This is a genomic window from Franconibacter sp. IITDAS19 (assembly GCF_023079515.1).
Classification (GTDB): Bacteria; Pseudomonadota; Gammaproteobacteria; order Enterobacterales; family Enterobacteriaceae; genus Franconibacter; species Franconibacter pulveris.
Genome location: NZ_JALJCP010000001.1, coordinates 1,101,900 through 1,117,186, shown reverse-complemented (window position 1 = coordinate 1,117,186; position 15,287 = coordinate 1,101,900). Strand labels below are relative to the sequence as shown.

At 56.0% G+C, this 15,287-nt stretch carries 15 protein-coding genes and 2 tRNA genes; 10 read left to right on the top strand and 7 right to left on the bottom strand.

Annotated elements, in window-relative coordinates; all coding sequences use genetic code 11:
* Window positions 1-54: 54 nt before the first annotated feature.
* From MT962_RS05385 to rnt, 3 genes are all read left to right on the top strand, one after another.
* Entirely contained in the window at window positions 55-1,152 is a 1,098-nt protein-coding gene (locus MT962_RS05385) for an alkene reductase (protein WP_024557680.1), read from the top strand.
* A 93-nt stretch (window positions 1,153-1,245) separates the two neighbouring features.
* On the top strand, window positions 1,246-1,653 hold the full coding sequence (gloA, locus tag MT962_RS05380; protein WP_024557681.1) for a lactoylglutathione lyase: 408 nt from the start codon (window positions 1,246-1,248) through the stop codon (window positions 1,651-1,653).
* Window positions 1,654-1,749: 96 nt separating this feature from the next.
* Window positions 1,750-2,400 carry a ribonuclease T gene (rnt, locus tag MT962_RS05375; protein WP_024557682.1) on the top strand — a complete coding sequence of 217 codons (651 nt, stop codon included), beginning with the start codon at window positions 1,750-1,752 and terminating at the stop codon, window positions 2,398-2,400.
* Between the two features lie 40 nt (window positions 2,401-2,440).
* Here the strand turns inward: rnt and grxD are convergent, their stop codons facing one another.
* Window positions 2,441-2,788: a monothiol glutaredoxin 4 gene (grxD, locus tag MT962_RS05370; RefSeq protein ID WP_024557683.1), complete on the bottom strand. Its 348-nt coding sequence runs from the start codon at window positions 2,786-2,788 to the stop codon at window positions 2,441-2,443.
* Window positions 2,789-3,131: 343 nt separating this feature from the next.
* On the opposite strand from grxD, the gene MT962_RS05365 reads away from it, so the two are divergent.
* Entirely contained in the window at window positions 3,132-3,959 is an 828-nt protein-coding gene (locus MT962_RS05365; protein WP_024560111.1) for a C40 family peptidase, read from the top strand.
* Window positions 3,960-4,003: 44 nt separating this feature from the next.
* On the opposite strand, the gene MT962_RS05360 is transcribed toward MT962_RS05365, so the two are convergent.
* Both MT962_RS05360 and MT962_RS05355 read right to left on the bottom strand, forming a co-directional pair.
* Window positions 4,004-5,170: an MFS transporter gene (locus MT962_RS05360; protein WP_024557685.1), complete on the bottom strand. Its 1,167-nt coding sequence runs from the start codon at window positions 5,168-5,170 to the stop codon at window positions 4,004-4,006.
* Window positions 5,171-5,431: 261 nt separating this feature from the next.
* On the bottom strand, window positions 5,432-5,521 hold the full coding sequence (locus MT962_RS05355; RefSeq protein ID WP_034881826.1) for a YnhF family membrane protein: 90 nt from the start codon (window positions 5,519-5,521) through the stop codon (window positions 5,432-5,434).
* 294 nt (window positions 5,522-5,815) lie between these two features.
* Here MT962_RS05355 and purR point away from each other — a divergent pair, with 294 nt between their 5' ends.
* Window positions 5,816-6,841: an HTH-type transcriptional repressor PurR gene (gene purR / locus MT962_RS05350; RefSeq protein WP_024557686.1), complete on the top strand. Its 1,026-nt coding sequence runs from the start codon at window positions 5,816-5,818 to the stop codon at window positions 6,839-6,841.
* A 16-nt stretch (window positions 6,842-6,857) separates the two neighbouring features.
* On the opposite strand, the gene punR is transcribed toward purR, so the two are convergent.
* Window positions 6,858-7,769 (bottom strand): DNA-binding transcriptional activator PunR, encoded by a 912-nt coding sequence (punR, locus tag MT962_RS05345; RefSeq protein WP_247364876.1) that lies wholly within the window; start codon window positions 7,767-7,769, stop codon window positions 6,858-6,860.
* 108 nt (window positions 7,770-7,877) lie between these two features.
* Here punR and punC point away from each other — a divergent pair, with 108 nt between their 5' ends.
* The gene (gene punC / locus MT962_RS05340; RefSeq protein WP_048887368.1) at window positions 7,878-9,080 is read left to right on the top strand and encodes a purine nucleoside transporter PunC; all 1,203 of its coding nucleotides are present in this window, start codon (window positions 7,878-7,880) and stop codon (window positions 9,078-9,080) included.
* 297 nt (window positions 9,081-9,377) lie between these two features.
* Window positions 9,378-10,526, top strand: coding sequence for a cyclopropane fatty acyl phospholipid synthase (gene cfa, locus MT962_RS05335; protein ID WP_024557689.1), 1,149 nt, complete (start codon window positions 9,378-9,380; stop codon window positions 10,524-10,526).
* Between the two features lie 46 nt (window positions 10,527-10,572).
* Here the strand turns inward: cfa and MT962_RS05330 are convergent, their stop codons facing one another.
* Window positions 10,573-11,223: a riboflavin synthase gene (locus MT962_RS05330; RefSeq protein WP_024557690.1), complete on the bottom strand. Its 651-nt coding sequence runs from the start codon at window positions 11,221-11,223 to the stop codon at window positions 10,573-10,575.
* Between the two features lie 235 nt (window positions 11,224-11,458).
* On the opposite strand from MT962_RS05330, the gene mdtK reads away from it, so the two are divergent.
* From mdtK to MT962_RS05315, 3 genes are all read left to right on the top strand, one after another.
* A complete protein-coding gene (mdtK, locus tag MT962_RS05325) occupies window positions 11,459-12,832 on the top strand; it encodes an MdtK family multidrug efflux MATE transporter (protein WP_247364873.1) in 1,374 nt (457 codons plus the stop codon).
* A 266-nt stretch (window positions 12,833-13,098) separates the two neighbouring features.
* A tRNA-Val gene (locus MT962_RS05320) sits at window positions 13,099-13,175 on the top strand.
* 10 nt (window positions 13,176-13,185) lie between these two features.
* Window positions 13,186-13,262: transfer RNA gene (locus tag MT962_RS05315), tRNA-Val, on the top strand.
* 181 nt (window positions 13,263-13,443) lie between these two features.
* Here the strand turns inward: MT962_RS05315 and MT962_RS05310 are convergent.
* Both MT962_RS05310 and MT962_RS05305 read right to left on the bottom strand, forming a co-directional pair.
* Window positions 13,444-14,793: a VasL domain-containing protein gene (locus tag MT962_RS05310; protein ID WP_247364870.1), complete on the bottom strand. Its 1,350-nt coding sequence runs from the start codon at window positions 14,791-14,793 to the stop codon at window positions 13,444-13,446.
* Between the two features lie 14 nt (window positions 14,794-14,807).
* Entirely contained in the window at window positions 14,808-14,957 is a 150-nt protein-coding gene (locus MT962_RS05305) for a hypothetical protein (protein ID WP_247364867.1), read from the bottom strand.
* Window positions 14,958-15,287: the final 330 nt, after the last annotated feature.

The window sequence follows — 15,287 nt, the reverse complement described above, 5'->3', positions numbered from 1 at the left end:
CAGGCGCTTTTTATTTCCCTTGTCACTAGACGACCGGTCTACTCAGGAGACATTATGCCGTCCGAAAAACTGTTTACCCCGCTTAAAGTGGGCGCTGTTACCGTTCCGAACCGCGTCTTTATGGCGCCGCTGACCCGTCTGCGCAGCATCGAGCCGGGCGATATTCCTACCGCGATGATGGTGGAGTATTACCGCCAGCGCGCCAGCTCCGGTCTTATCATCAGCGAAGCGACGCAGGTTTCCGCTCAGGCGAAAGGTTATGCGGGGGCTCCGGGTCTGCATAGCGATGAGCAGGTTGCGGCGTGGAAAAAAATCACTGCGGCGGTACATGAAAAAGCAGGCCACATCGCCGTGCAGCTCTGGCACACCGGCCGCATTTCTCACAGCAGCCTGCAGCCTGGCGGCGAAGCGCCGGTGGCTCCGTCCGCTATCAACTCCGGCACGCGTACTTCTCTGCGTGATGAAAACGGCAAAGCTATCCGTGTAGACACCACGACGCCGCGCGCGCTGGAAACGCACGAAATTCCGGGCATCGTCGACGATTTCCGCAAGGCGGTAGGCAACGCGCGCGACGCCGGTTTCGATCTGGTCGAGCTGCACTCCGCTCACGGCTACCTGCTGCACCAGTTCCTCTCCCCGAGCGCCAACCAGCGTAACGACCAGTACGGCGGTAGCGTAGAAAACCGCGCGCGTCTGGTGCTGGAAGTGGTCGACGCGGTCAGCAAAGAGTGGAGCGCCGATCGCATCGGCATTCGCCTGTCGCCTGTCGGCACGTTCCAGAATGTGGATAACGGCCCGGATGAAGAAGCGGATGCGCTTTACCTGATTGAAGAGCTTAACAAACGCGGCATCGCCTATCTGCACCTGTCCGAGCCGGACTGGGCGGGCGGCGCGCCTTACAGCGATGAGTTCCGCCAGAAAGTGCGCGAGCGCTTTGACGGCGCGATTATCGGCGCCGGCGCTTATACCCGTGAAAAAGCCGAAGCGCTGATCGAAAAAGGACTGATTGATGCCGTCGCTTTTGGTCGCGACTACATCGCCAACCCGGATCTGGTCGAACGTCTGCGCAAAAAAGCAGCACTCAACCCGCAGCGCCCTGAATCCTTCTACGGCGGCGGCGCGGAAGGCTACATCGATTACCCAACGCTTTAATCCCTTCATTGATAGCGGCGTTCTTTCGCCGCTATACTCATAACAGTGATTTAACAAACCACGACTTACATTTCATAGATTTAAGAGGATATTATGCGCTTACTTCACACCATGCTGCGCGTCGGCGATCTGCAACGCTCTATCGATTTCTATACCAACGTGCTGGGCATGAAGCTGCTGCGCACCAGCGAAAACCCGGAATATAAATATTCTCTGGCGTTTGTCGGTTATGGCCCGGAGAGCGAAGAAGCGGTTATCGAACTGACCTACAACTGGGGCGTGGAGAGCTATGAGCTCGGCACCGCTTACGGCCACATCGCCATTAGCGTGGAAAACGCGGCGCAAGCCTGCGAGCGCATTCGCAACAACGGCGGCAACGTGACGCGTGAAGCGGGCCCGGTTAAAGGCGGTTCCACCGTTATCGCGTTTGTGGAAGATCCGGACGGCTACAAGATTGAGCTTATCGAAGAAAAAGACGCCGGTCGCGGCCTCGGCAACTGATCCTTCCCGGCGGGCCTTCGCGCCCGCCCTGCTGCATCCCGTCCCGAAATTTGCCATAATACGCGCTGCTTTAACTCCCCATTATATGAGACCCTGATGTCCGATACCCCGCAACTTGCAGGTCTGTGCGACCGTTTTCGTGGCTTTTACCCCGTCGTCATCGATGTGGAGACTGCCGGATTTAATGCCAAAACCGATGCGCTGCTGGAAATTGCCGCCGTCACCCTGAAGATGGACGAACAGGGTTGGCTCTCGCTGGATGAGACCCTTCACTTTCACGTCGAGCCCTTTGAAGGCGCTATTTTGCAGCCGGAAGCGTTGGCCTTTAACGGCATCGATCCGCACAATCCGTTGCGCGGCGCCGTAAGCGAATATGACGCGCTGCACGCTATCTTTAAAATGGTGCGCAAGGGGATGAAGGAGAGCGACTGCAACCGGGCGATTATGGTGGCGCATAACGCGACATTCGATCACAGCTTTATGATGGCGGCAGCGCAGCGCGCTTCCCTGAAGCGCAACCCTTTTCATCCGTTTGTCACTTTTGACACGGCGGCGTTAAGCGGCCTGGCGTTGGGGCAAACGGTGCTGGCGAAAGCCTGCACCGCGGCGGGCCTTCCCTTCGATGCCACCCAGGCGCACTCCGCGCTTTACGATACCGAGCAGACGGCGCTGCTGTTTTGTGAAATCGTTAACCGCTGGAAGCGGCTCGGCGGGTGGCCATTGCCTGCGGCGCAAGACACGCCATAAAAAAAGCGACCCGGTGGGTCGCTTTTTTATTACATCGGGCTTATTCAGCATCCGGCGTTTCAGATTTGTACTTCGCCGCAGTTTCTTTAATGAGCTGCTGCAGCTCGCCGCGCTGATACATTTCGATAACGATATCGCAACCGCCGACCAGTTCGCCATCCACCCACAGCTGCGGGAAGGTCGGCCAGTTAGCGTATTTCGGCAGCTCGGCGCGGATATCCGGGTTTTGCAGAATATCCACGTAAGCGAAGCGCTCGCCGCAGGCGGAAAGCGCCTGCACGGCCTGGGCGGAGAAGCCGCAGCTTGGCAGCTTCGGCGAACCTTTCATATAAAGCAGGATGGGGTTTTCGGCGATCTGGCGCTGAATTTTTTCAAGGGTTGTGCTCATTGTCTTGCTTCCTCAAGCTTCTTAACGGCAGGAGCTTTTCATTGTAACGGCCGGGCGCAGATTTTGCGCTGACCGCCACGCCCGTAGCCGGGGTTAAACATTCATTAAGAATAACACTTTTATGTCGCCGATCGGCATACTATCTTTGCCGACAGCTCGCTTTACATACCGACAACGCGACGCGGGAAAGCGGAAAAATGCACATTTTTTTTGCGCTTGATAACGAAACGTATCGATGACGGCAAATGGCTATTAACTTTTGTCATTTTTTTAGATTAGAATCGGCTGGTTTTTAAAAAATCATACGCGGGCACGATTGCCGCCATCATCAGGGGAATGCTCAGTGGCGCGGATTAATAAAATCACCATCACGCTCTGTGCTCTATTTTTTACCAGTCTGACACTGAGTCCGTTAACGCACGCTTCAGAAAACGCGCGTCCGTCGGCTATTCAAAAGGCGCATAACGCTAAAACGAAGAAGCAAAGCAGCCAGATTAAAACCACCAGCAAGCAAAAATCCTCAGGCAAAACCTCTACTAAGCGCGTCGCCTCTTCTTCCAGCAAAAAAGCCAAAGCGTCAGCATCCGGTAAAACACTCGCCCGGCGCGGTAAAATCTCCTCTTCTGACTTAACGCTGAAAGGCAAAAAAGCGCAGACGCTGGCCTACACCGAGCAGTGCACCAAACGCAAAGGTCATAAAAAACGCTGTGTGAAAGTTAAATCGGACCAGCCGACCACCATCGCCGCAGCGCATAAGCTTCGCGTGCAGAAAGCGCAAAAAACGGCGCTGACTAAGCTAATGGGCCAGATAGGCAAGCCTTATCGCTGGGGCGGTACCTCGCCGCGCACCGGCTTTGATTGCAGCGGGCTCATCTACTACGCCTATAAGGATTTGGTGAAATTCCGCATTCCGCGTACCGCGAATGAGATGTACCACCTGCGCGACGCCGCCCCGGTTGACCGAGGCGAGCTGGAGAGCGGCGATCTGGTCTTCTTCCGCACTCAGGGGCGCGGCACCGCCGATCACGTGGGCGTTTATGTCGGCAACGGCAAGTTTATCCAGTCTCCGCGCAGCGGCCGGGATATTCAGATAACTTCACTGAGTGAAGATTACTGGCAGCGTCACTATGTTGGCGCGCGTCGGGTGATGACGCCGCGCACCATCCGCTGAATTTTAAACACAAAAAAAGGGAAGCCTGCGCTTCCCTTTTTTATTTATTCCGCCGCGAAGGCTTTTTCAGCATTTCGCCGTGAGGAAAAGAGGACCAGCAGCAGCCCCAGCGCGGCGATAATCGCCCCCATTACCGGTACAAAGCTGTAGCCAAGACCCGCCTGGATAACCGCGCCGCCTGCCGCCGCCCCCAGCGCGTTGCCGAGGTTGAACGCGCCGATGTTCACCGAAGAAGAAAGGCCCGGCGCTTCGCTCGCCACGCGCATTACGCGCATCTGCAACGGCGGCACCACGGCAAAGGTCGCCGCGCCCCAGATAACCATGCTCACCGCCGCGCCCACCTCGCTGCGCGCCAGCAGCGGGATAGCGGCCATAATCACAATCAGCAGCAGCAGGAAGCCTTTAAGCGTGCCGTTGACCGAACGATCCGCCAGACGTCCGCCAAGGTAGTTGCCAATTGAGAAGCCTACGCCAATCAGCACCAGCATGCCGGTAATAAATGCAGGCGTAGCGTCAGTCACTTTATGCAGCACTGGCGCAATATAGGTATAAAGCGTAAACATCGCGCCAGCGCCGAGCACCGTCGTCAGCAACGCGCTGACCACCTGCGGGCGCATCAGCACGGCCAGTTCGCTCTTAACGTCGGGGCGTTCGCCCGCGCTGCCTTTCGGCAAGGAGAAAAAGAGGCTTATCATAGAGACGACGCCCAGCCCGGCGGTCGCCAGGAATGACATACGCCAGCCGATAACTTCGCCAAGCCAGGTCGCCGCAGGCACGCCGCCAATGTTGGCGATAGTCAGTCCCATAAACATGGTCGCCACCGCGCTCGCTTGCTTATGTTTCGGCACCACGCTTGCCGCCACGACGGACCCCAGCCCAAAGAAAGCGCCATGGTTGAGGCTGGTGAGGATGCGCGACGCCAGCAGCGTGCCGTAATCCGGCGAAATGGCCGAGAGGACGTTGCCGACGGTAAAAATCGCCATCAGGAAGATAAGCGCGTTGCGGCGCGAGCGGTGCGAAAGCAGCAGCGTCATCAGCGGCGCGCCAACCATCACCCCTATCGCATAGGCGCTAATCAACATGCCGGCGGCGGGTATAGACACATCAACGCCTTTCGCGATAACCGGCAGCAACCCCATCGGCGAGAACTCGGTGGTGCCGATACCAAAAGCGCCAATCGCCAGCGCCAGTAAAGGAAAATTAACTCTCATGCAAAACTCCAGACAAAACGAGAGAGCGTCAGCGGCGGTTGCGCAACTGACAAGAACGGAATGCCAATCAGCATGTCAGATATAGCTTTGGGACAGAAGTCACAAGAATCGCAAAAGATATTTGCGATTTTGTTAAGGGTGTAGCTTTTTTGTTATTTGCTAATGATTACCCGAACGGGCAATAAAAGAAAGGACAACGTGGGGATTTATAAGGAAAAATGATGAGGAGAGGGAAAGTTAACCCCTCTCCCGGCAAGCGAATCAGTGCATTACCGCCGTCAGCGCCGAAGCCACAATCAGACCCAGCACAACGACGGTGGTGACCAGCGAAAATTTCAGTTCGGTACTCATTTGTTCTCCTTTTTAACCCTACAAAAAGCGGGTGCGCTTCATTTTTACATAGTCCAACGCAAAAATCCTCTTTGATTTAGTCTGATATGCGTTTTCCCTCTTCCCCTTTTGCGCAAGATCGGCCAAAATTCTCGGCTAATTTATTATGTACCGGCCATTACCCCCCTCTCCTTCCAGCCGAACTGGCTTTTCCCGGCCTGATGCAACGTTTTCGTTGCCGCAAGGGGGTAGCGTAGGCAAACGTTTAACCAGCGTTTTTTCAGGAAGTTAGGGCATGGTCTGGAGTGACAACTAATGGCAACAATTAAAGACGTCGCGAAGCGAGCAAACGTTTCCACTACAACTGTATCACATGTAATTAACAAAACCCGTTTTGTCGCGGAAGAGACGCGCAACGCGGTATGGGCGGCAATTAAAGAACTGCACTACTCGCCGAGCGCCGTGGCGCGCAGTCTTAAGGTTAACCACACCAAATCCATCGGTCTGCTTGCGACCAGCAGCGAGGCGCCCTATTTCGCAGAGATCATCGAAGCGGTGGAAAACAGCTGTTTCGCCAAGGGTTACACGCTGATTCTTGGCAACGCTCATAACAACCTGGAAAAACAGCGCGCTTACCTGTCGATGATGGCGCAAAAACGCGTCGACGGCCTGCTGGTAATGTGCTCCGAATACCCGCAGTCGCTGCTCAGCATGCTGGAAGAGTACCGTCACATTCCTATGGTAGTGATGGACTGGGGCGAGGCAAAAGCGGATTTCACCGACTCGGTAATCGATAACGCTTTCCAGGGCGGATATATCGCCGGGCGCTATTTAATCGAACGCGGTCATCGCGAAATTGGCGTTATCCCGGGGCCGCTTGAGCGCAACACCGGCGCGGGCCGCCTGGCAGGCTTTATGAAGGCGCTGAAGGAAGCGATGATCTCGATGCCGGAAAACTGGATTGTCCAGGGCGACTTCGAGCCGGAATCGGGCTACCGCGCCATGCAGCAGATGCTTTCGCAGCCGCATCGCCCCACCGCAGTCTTTTGCGGCGGCGATATCATGGCGATGGGCGCGATTTGCGCTGCCGACGAGATGGGGCTGCGCGTACCGCACGATATTTCTATTATCGGCTATGACAACGTGCGCAACGCCCGCTATTTCAGCCCGGCGCTGACCACTATTCATCAGCCGAAAGAGACTCTCGGCCAGACGGCGTTCAACATGCTGCTGGATCGTATTGTCAACAAGCGTGAAGAGTCGCAGACCATTGAAGTGCATCCGCGTCTGATTGAGCGCCGCTCCGTGGCGGACGGTCCCTTCCGCGACTATCGCCGCTAATCCTGCCGGGGGCCGGTTAATCCGGCTCCCGCAACCACTCCCGGTTCAACGTCTCACTGTCGCCTAAATAATCCAACAGCCACTGCAACGCCGGAGAAGCATCGTTTTGCCGCCACGTCAGGCAACAGGCGGCGTCCGGGAACGGGTTTTCCAGCATCAGCGCCCGCCACTCGCCGCGTTTAAGCCACGGGCGCGCGAAATGCGACGGTACCATGCCGACGCATAAACCCGCGCTCAGGCAATCCGCCGCTGAAGGCCAGTCCGGCACAATCACCCGACGCTGGTTATCCAGCAGCCAGGTAATGCGCTTGGGCAGCGAACGCGACGTATCCTCCAGCACCAGCGAGGGCCATTCGCGCAGCTGGTCATCGCTAAGCGGCGCGCTCTGTTGCGCAAGAGGGTGCTGGCTTGCCACCACGCAATGCCAGCTCAACATGCCCATATCGCGAAACGCATAGCGGCCGCCTACCGGAATCGCCTGCGTCGCGCCAATCGCCACCTCCACGCGTTCATCCGCCAGCGCGTCCCAGACGCCATTGAAAACCTCCTGAGAAATTTTCAGCTCGACATCGTTAAAATGCCGATAGAAATCCAGCACCAGCTGACGGGTGCGTTCGGGGCGGACAATGTTATCGACAGCGATAGAAAGCTGCCCGCGCCAGCCGTTGGCTATTTGCTGGCACTGTTGACGCGTGATCATCATTTTTTTGATAACAGAACGCCCTTCTTTTAAAAACCAGGCGCCGGCGGGCGTGAGCACTACGTCACGATGGCGGCGTTCAAAGAGCGGCACCGCCAGCCATTCCTCCAGTTGTCGCACCGTATAGCTGACGGCTGAGGGTACGCGGTGCAACTCCTGGGCCGCCGCGCTGAAACTTCCGCTGCGGGCAACCGCATCAACCACTTCCAGAGAATATTCGGACCACATGTTATGCCTGCAAAATTTTTGAACGCAATCGCCAAATATTAGCGTTTCACATTGCAGGCTGCACTCTTTACACTCGCGGTCTTCGTTAAAGCGTCATAAGAGGAACCTATGCAACCCTCGAAAATTTTTCTTGTCTGGCTGGCCGGGCTTAGCGTGCTCGGCTTTCTGGCGACCGATATGTATCTGCCCGCTTTCGCCGCTATTCAGCAGGATCTGCAAACGCAGGCGGCGGCCATCAGCGCTTCCCTGAGCCTGTTTCTTGCGGGTTTCGCCGTGGCGCAGCTGATCTGGGGACCGCTTTCAGATCGCTTTGGTCGCCGTCCCGTTCTGCTGACGGGCCTCGCGATTTTCGCCGTCGGCTGCATAGGTATGCTGTGGGTGGAAAACGCGGCGGCGCTGCTGGCGTTGCGCTTCGTGCAGGCGGTAGGCGTGTGCGCCGCCGCGGTTATCTGGCAGGCGCTGGTGACGGATTACTACCCGGCGCACCGCGTTAACCGTATTTTCGCGACGATTATGCCGCTGGTGGGGCTTTCTCCGGCTCTGGCGCCGCTGCTGGGCAGCTGGCTGCTGAACCATTTCGAATGGCGGGCCATTTTCGTCGTACTGTTCGCCGTGACGCTGCTGCTGATGTTGCCGGCACTGCGCCTGCAGCCGCGTGTTAAACCCGCGGCTGAACCGCAGGCGGAAAAAATCCGCTTTGGCACCCTGCTGCGCTCATCCGCTTATCGCGGCAACGTGCTTATTTACGCCGCCTGCTCTGCCAGTTTTTTCGCCTGGCTCACCGGCTCACCCTTTATTCTTAGTGAAATGGGCTACAGCCCTGCTGTAATTGGCTTAAGTTATGTGCCACAGACGATTGCTTTTCTTATCGGCGGCTACGGCTGCCGCGCTGCGCTGCAACGCTTGCCGGGCGCGCAACTGCTGCCCTGGCTGCTGATAGCGTTTGCCCTGAGCGTGGCGGCGACCTGGGCTGTGGGGTTGTATGAAAACGCGACCCTGACGATGCTGCTCATTCCCTTCTGTCTGATGGCGATGGCGAATGGCGCTATCTATCCGATTGTCGTGGCGGCGGCGCTGCAGCCGTTCCCACAGGCTACCGGGCGTGCGGCGGCGTTGCAGAATACGCTGCAACTGGGGCTCTGTTTTATCGCCAGTCTGCTGGTTTCCTGGCTGGTCGCCGCGCCGCTGCTTTCCACCACCAGCGTGATGTTAGGGACCGTGCTGCTGGTGGGCTGGGGCTATAAAATGCGGGGCCTGAAGGTGGTAGAAACTGAGCGGCAACCCGCGCAGTCTTCGCCGCACGCATCATAACGGCATCGATAATGTCATATTTATGTAATTAGGTTGCTAACAATATTCGGTTGAATCATCAGAATTTGCCGCCTATACTGGTTCGCGGCTTTGCAATAAATCTCATAAATATTATGCAGTAACGGGAGCCGGAGCGCTCCCGTTTTGCTATGGAAGGCTTTTCTGGCAAGGGTATCCTCCCTTCCTCTGTTCTACGTCGGATATCAGGCACGCGGATTAGTCCGTGAGATTTCTCACCAGCCTCAAATTGCGACTACGCTGTTTGAAGGTTCTGATCACACAGGTGATGGAGAAGCTATGAGTTCATCGTGTATAGAAGAAGTCAGCATCCGGGACAATGAGTGGTATCGCATTGCAAGCGAAATGCTCAACCGGGCCGGCATAACCATTAACGGCCCCGCCCCCTCTGATATACAGGTTAAAAACCCCAATTTCTTTAAACGTGTTTTGCAGGAGGGCTCGCTGGGTCTTGGCGAAAGCTACATGGATGGCTGGTGGGAGTGCGAAAGACTCGACCAGTTTTTTACCAAAGTGCTGCGCGCCGGGCTGGAAAAACAGCTGCCCCACCATTTCAAAGATACGCTGCGCATTCTTGGCGCCCGCCTTGTTAATCTGCAATCAAAAAAACGCGCCTGGATTGTCGGCAAAGAGCACTACGACCTTGGCAACGATCTCTTTACCCGCATGCTCGACCCGCACATGCAGTATTCCTGCGGCTACTGGAAAGAAGCGGAGAATCTCCTCGACGCCCAGAATAATAAGCTGAAGCTGATTTGCGACAAGCTGCAATTGCAGCCTGGCATGCGTTTACTGGATATCGGCTGCGGCTGGGGCGGGCTGGCGGAGTTTGCGGCGCGCAATTACGGCGTTTCCGTGGTGGGCGTCACCATTTCCGCTGAACAGCAGAAAATGGCGCAGGAGCGCTGCCAGGGGCTGGACGTGACGATCCTGCTGCAGGATTATCGCGACCTGAACGATGCCTTTGACCGCATTGTCTCTGTCGGGATGTTTGAACATGTCGGCCCGAAAAATTACGCTACCTATTTTGAAGTGGCCGACCGCAACCTCAAGCCGGACGGTATTTTCCTGCTGCATACTATTGGTTCGCGTAAAACCGATAATAATGTCGACCCGTGGATCGATAAATATATCTTCCCGAACGGCTGTCTGCCTTCCGTGCGGCAAATCGCCGACGCCAGCGAGCGCCATTTCGTGATGGAAGACTGGCATAATTTCGGCGCGGATTACGATAAGACCCTGATGGCCTGGCATGAACGCTTTCTGAATGCCTGGCCGGAAATCGCTGATAACTATTCCGAGCGCTTTAAACGGATGTTCGTTTATTATCTGAACGCCTGCGCTGGCGCATTCCGCGCCCGGGATATTCAACTCTGGCAGGTGGTCTTCAGCCGCGGCATTGAAAACGGATTGCGTGTCCCCCGCTAAAAATAAACCCCGGCAGTCCCGGGGTTTATTTTTATTAAGATTTTACTTATTTAGGTTCTTCGTTAACTGCCAGCGCTGCGGCTGCCGCTTCGCGGCTTGCTAATACGCGCTCGACCGTATCCACGACCGCCTGCGTTTGCGGGTCGATTTCAATATTCACGCGCTGCCCCAGTTTTTTCGCCCCTAACGTCGTGCGCTGCAGCGTTTCAGGAATTAAATAGACGCAAAAACGCGTCGGCGTAACCTCGCCTACCGTCAGACTAATGCCATCCACGCCGATAAAACCTTTGTGCAGAATATACTTCATCAGCGTCGGGTCCTGTAATTTAAACCAGATCTGCCGGTTATTTTCCGAGGTCAGGATTTTCGCGACTTCCGCCGTGGTCATAATATGCCCGGACATTAAATGACCGCCGATTTCATCGCTGAATTTTGCGGCTCGCTCAATGTTCACTACGTCGCCTTCCTGTAAATCGCCCAGGTTAGTGATACGCAGCGTTTCTTTCATTAAGTCGAAGCTGATGCGGTTGCCGTTTATTTCCGTCACCGTCAGGCAGCAGCCGTTGTGCGCAACCGAAGCGCCGGTCTCAAGCCCCGGCAGGAGCGCCTCCGGCAACTCCACAACGTGGGTACGAAAGTTCGGTTTTTCATCAATGGCGACGACTTTGCCGGTGCCCTGCACAATGCCTGTAAACATATTAACCACTCCTGAATTCGATAAAACGGCGGCATTTCGCCGCCACCTGCATATTGAGCACAATAACAGTTGGAAATTCTCCTTGCCAGCCTGTAGCGGGAATAGCGCATTATTTCACTGGCTTAATAGTGAACTCCCGCTACAATAGTCTGACTCATTCCCCTGCAATTTCTTCTTGCTGCCAGTTAAGGCGGCTTTTTTGTCTTTCAAATAACTACAAAATACAGGTGTTCACGTGCAGAAGTATTTCATCGAAGCGCGTCAGTTATTAGCTCTTGCAATCCCGGTGATCCTTGCGCAAATCGCCCAGACGGCGATGGGATTTGTCGATACGGTTATGGCGGGCGGCTACAGCGCCACCGACATGGCCGCCGTCGCTATCGGTACCTCTATCTGGCTGCCAGCCATCCTTTTTGGCCACGGCCTGCTGCTGGCGCTTACGCCAACCATCGCGCAGCTCAATGGCTCGGGTCGCCGCGACCGCATCGCGCATCAGGTGCGCCAGGGCTTCTGGCTTGCCGGAATGGTATCCGTACTGGTGATGGTCGTGCTGTGGAACGCCGGTTATATCATTCACGCCATGCATAATATCGACCCGCAGCTGGCGGATAAAGCGGTCGGTTATCTGCGGGCGCTGCTCTGGGGGACGCCGGGTTATTTATGTTTCCAGGTGGCGCGTAACCAGTGTGAAGGCCTGGCGAGAACCAAACCCGGCATGGTGATTGGGTTTATCGGCCTGCTGGTGAATATCCCGGTTAACTACATTTTTATCTACGGCCATTATGGTATGCCGGAGCTTGGCGGCGTGGGTTGTGGCGTGGCGACCGCATCCGTTTACTGGGTGATGTTCGCCAGTATGTTGTTGTATGTTAAGCGCGCCCACGCTATGCGCGACATTCAGCATGCGCAGCATTTCGGCAAACCGGACTGGGCGGTCATTAAACGCCTGACGCAGCTAGGCTTGCCGATTGCGCTGGCGCTGTTTTTCGAAGTTACGTTGTTTGCCGTCGTGGCGCTGCTGGTTTCTCCGCTCGGCATCGTCGATGTCGCCGGCCACCAGATAGCCCTTAACTTCAGCTCGCTGATGTTTGTTTTGCCGATGTCCCTTGCTGCGGCAGTCACTATTCGCGTGGGATATCGTCTCGGTCAGGGCTCGACGCTGGATGCGCAGACATCCGCCTGGACGGGCATTGCCGTCGGCGTCTGTATGGCCGTCGTCACTGCGATTTTTACCGTGGTAATGCGCAAACATATCGCCCTGCTCTACAACGATAATCCGCAAGTTGTGGCGCTGGCCTCGTTCCTGATGCTGCTGGCGGCGGTGTACCAGATTTCCGATTCCATTCAGGTCATCGGCAGCGGCGTGCTGAGAGGATACAAAGACACGCGCTCCATTTTCTTTATTACTTTTATCGCCTATTGGGTGCTGGGTTTGCCGAGCGGCTATGTACTGGCGCTGACCGACCTGGTGGTGGAGCCGATGGGGCCTGCGGGGTTCTGGACCGGTTTTATTATCGGGTTAACGAGCGCGGCGATCATGATGTTTTGGCGCATGCGCTATCTCCAGCGCCAGCCTTCGTCGGTTATTTTGCACCGCGCGGCGAGGTAACCGGCGGCGCTGCGCTGACCGTTTCAGGGGCGGGTCCTGTCGCCGCCCCGTTATGCGCAGCGGCGTTGGATAAACAAGGGGTGGCGCTTTTTGTCCACCCCTTTACCACGATGCGCAAACGCGCGCCGCCATCTCAATCCGATCACTTTCTCATCATTCTGTGCACTTACGCGGCAATCGCGCTAAATCTCCTGAAAAATTACCCTTTTGCTCTTGCCAGCCGCCGGGCCTGCCGTTAATATTCGTCCCCGCTGTCACACAGCAATGCGTTCATAGCTCAGTTGGTTAGAGCACCACCTTGACATGGTGGGGGTCGTTGGTTCGAGTCCAATTGAACGCACCATCTTCTTAGTGCGTCCGTAGCTCAGTTGGTTAGAGCACCACCTTGACATGGTGGGGGTCGGTGGTTCGAGTCCACTCGGACGCACCAAATCACGTTATCCTTTTCGATTCTCGCTTTTCTGTACGATTTCCCGCAAAGCTTGTCCTGTCGCTGACGTTTTTGCTTAAACACGCGGATCACGGCCTCGCATCGGGAATACAATGCCATTTGGCCAGTTAGCCGAAGCCGCGCCCTTTGATTCTCCTGTCGCTAAACGCTTCCCGGCAAGCTATTGCGCCGCCCCGCCCTGACGGTCCTTTAACAATGCGTAACGGCTCAATAGCTGCTGCAAATGCATTTCTGTTTGTTGATACAGCGCAGCAGGCGCAACCGCATTATTTTGCTGCTCATCAATCTGACGCAACTGCTCCTCCACCGGCGGGGTTGCCGACAGCGATTGCTGGATGGCAAACACCATTGTTTTCAGTTCGCTTGCCGTTAAATATTTGCCGCGCCGCTCGTCCAGGGCGTTAAGCCGTTGCGTAAGCTGTTGCAGTTGTTCCATTCCCTGATGCCAGCCGTTAAGGCTCTCCTGCGTGGAAGCCGCCGCCGTTAACTGACGCTCCCATTGCTGAGAAAGTTGTTCAACCGTCGCGTCACCGGGCTGGAAAGCTTGCGCCTGCGCCAGCAGTTGCCGGGCGTAGCGGAACGTCCAGTCCGGCGGCAGACGGGAAAGTCGCACCAGCTGTCGCTCTGTTCGCGCTGCGATATTCGCGGGCGCGCCCTGCTGTTTCAGCTTTTGTTGTTGCTCGCGGGTCAGCACTTGCGCAAAAGGGGCGAGCGACGCGTTTAACGTGTCGCTCAGCGGTTCCGCACGGTTGAAAAGCCGCCACCCTTCTGCCGCCGCGCCCATAAGCAGTAGCATAGTGAGCATCCCGCCGATAAAGGGTTTTACCGGCGACAGGCGGCTTCTGTCAGTCTGCGCCTTTGCCGCCGGCTCAGGCTGCTCCACAAACACCCACCGCGCGGTTTCCTCTTCTTCAGGCAAAACCGGGTTATTCAGCGCGCAAAACGGTAAGACAGCCCCCGCGTCAGAAGAAGTTTCGCCAGCGTCAGCGTTACTGTTCTCCAGCCGCACTGCGGCGTTGTGCACCTGCGTGCGCAGCGTTTCCAGCTGGCTTAAATGTTTAAGCTCGAGTCGCTCAAGCGCTTCTCCCGTGCGGGTAAGATGCTCCTCAGCCTGATAGAGCTGGCTCAAATCCGCCCATTTAAACGTCAGCGTACGTAGCGCCTGCTGGAGGCGCTGACTCAGGCTGCTGACAATTTCCATTCTGGCGTGGACCGGCTGCGGCCAGAGGTTTCCCCAGTGGTAGCTGATAAGCGCTTCCAGCATAGCCAGCCCTTCGTTCAGCCCGTGCAGGCCCGCAAGCCGGGTGCGAGCGAGCGTATACCAGGCGGTGGTTTGCAGTTCTACGCCATTCACCTCAAACAGCGACAGGCAAAGTTGTTCGACTTTACGCCAGTCTACGTCGGGCCGCGCCGGGTGAGAGAGTTTGCTGAGCTCTTCGCGAAGCAGACGGTGCCCGGCAAGCGGGCGGGGATCGCCGCCTGTTTTCAGGCGACGCGGGGTAACAGGCATCGTAAATTCCTTAATTAAGGTGACAGCGCGGCGCGGGCGTTGAACATTCGCTGCATGTCGTCGAACACGGCGAGAAAGAGCGGGTTTTGTTGATGTCCTGCGGTAAATGCAGCGCCCTTCAACGTTGTGATAGCGTATTTCGTCAGGTTATTACGACCAGACATTTATCTGCTTCGCTTTTGGAAAAAAATAAATGCAAATTAAGTTCACAAATAAGACTCGCCAGAGCGAGCGTTACCGGCCCTTTCCGGCAACGCAAACCGATAAGCGCAGAAGATTTACCGCGCCGCGCTTATTTCCCTATAGTAATCATTGTCGTATCGTAACATCTCAGGTTTTACTCAAGTAAAACAAATGCCAGAAAGGCGCTTTTTTTCAGATTCTGTCTAAGCTTCTCTAAGCAATCACGCTGACGTGAAAAGTCATACAGTCAATTATTCCTGTTAACAGTAAGTGGAGTTTTTGCCTACTGATCGCCGCGGAGTCTTATCCCA

Excerpts from the sequence above, each read along its gene's own strand:
- MT962_RS05385 (WP_024557680.1), top strand. The coding sequence starts at position 55 with ATGCCGTCCGAAAAACTGTTTACCCCGCTTAAAGTGGGCGCTGTTACC.
- gloA (WP_024557681.1), top strand. The coding sequence starts at position 1,246 with ATGCGCTTACTTCACACCATGCTGCGCGTCGGCGATCTGCAACGCTCT.
- rnt (WP_024557682.1), top strand. The coding sequence starts at position 1,750 with ATGTCCGATACCCCGCAACTTGCAGGTCTGTGCGACCGTTTTCGTGGC.
- grxD (WP_024557683.1), bottom strand. The coding sequence starts at position 2,788 with ATGAGCACAACCCTTGAAAAAATTCAGCGCCAGATCGCCGAAAACCCC.
- MT962_RS05360 (WP_024557685.1), bottom strand. The coding sequence starts at position 5,170 with ATGAGAGTTAATTTTCCTTTACTGGCGCTGGCGATTGGCGCTTTTGGT.
- MT962_RS05355 (WP_034881826.1), bottom strand. The coding sequence starts at position 5,521 with ATGAGTACCGAACTGAAATTTTCGCTGGTCACCACCGTCGTTGTGCTG.
- purR (WP_024557686.1), top strand. The coding sequence starts at position 5,816 with ATGGCAACAATTAAAGACGTCGCGAAGCGAGCAAACGTTTCCACTACA.
- punR (WP_247364876.1), bottom strand. The coding sequence starts at position 7,769 with ATGTGGTCCGAATATTCTCTGGAAGTGGTTGATGCGGTTGCCCGCAGC.
- punC (WP_048887368.1), top strand. The coding sequence starts at position 7,878 with ATGCAACCCTCGAAAATTTTTCTTGTCTGGCTGGCCGGGCTTAGCGTG.
- cfa (WP_024557689.1), top strand. The coding sequence starts at position 9,378 with ATGAGTTCATCGTGTATAGAAGAAGTCAGCATCCGGGACAATGAGTGG.
- MT962_RS05330 (WP_024557690.1), bottom strand. The coding sequence starts at position 11,223 with ATGTTTACAGGCATTGTGCAGGGCACCGGCAAAGTCGTCGCCATTGAT.
- MT962_RS05310 (WP_247364870.1), bottom strand. The coding sequence starts at position 14,793 with ATGCCTGTTACCCCGCGTCGCCTGAAAACAGGCGGCGATCCCCGCCCG.
- MT962_RS05305 (WP_247364867.1), bottom strand. The coding sequence starts at position 14,957 with ATGTCTGGTCGTAATAACCTGACGAAATACGCTATCACAACGTTGAAG.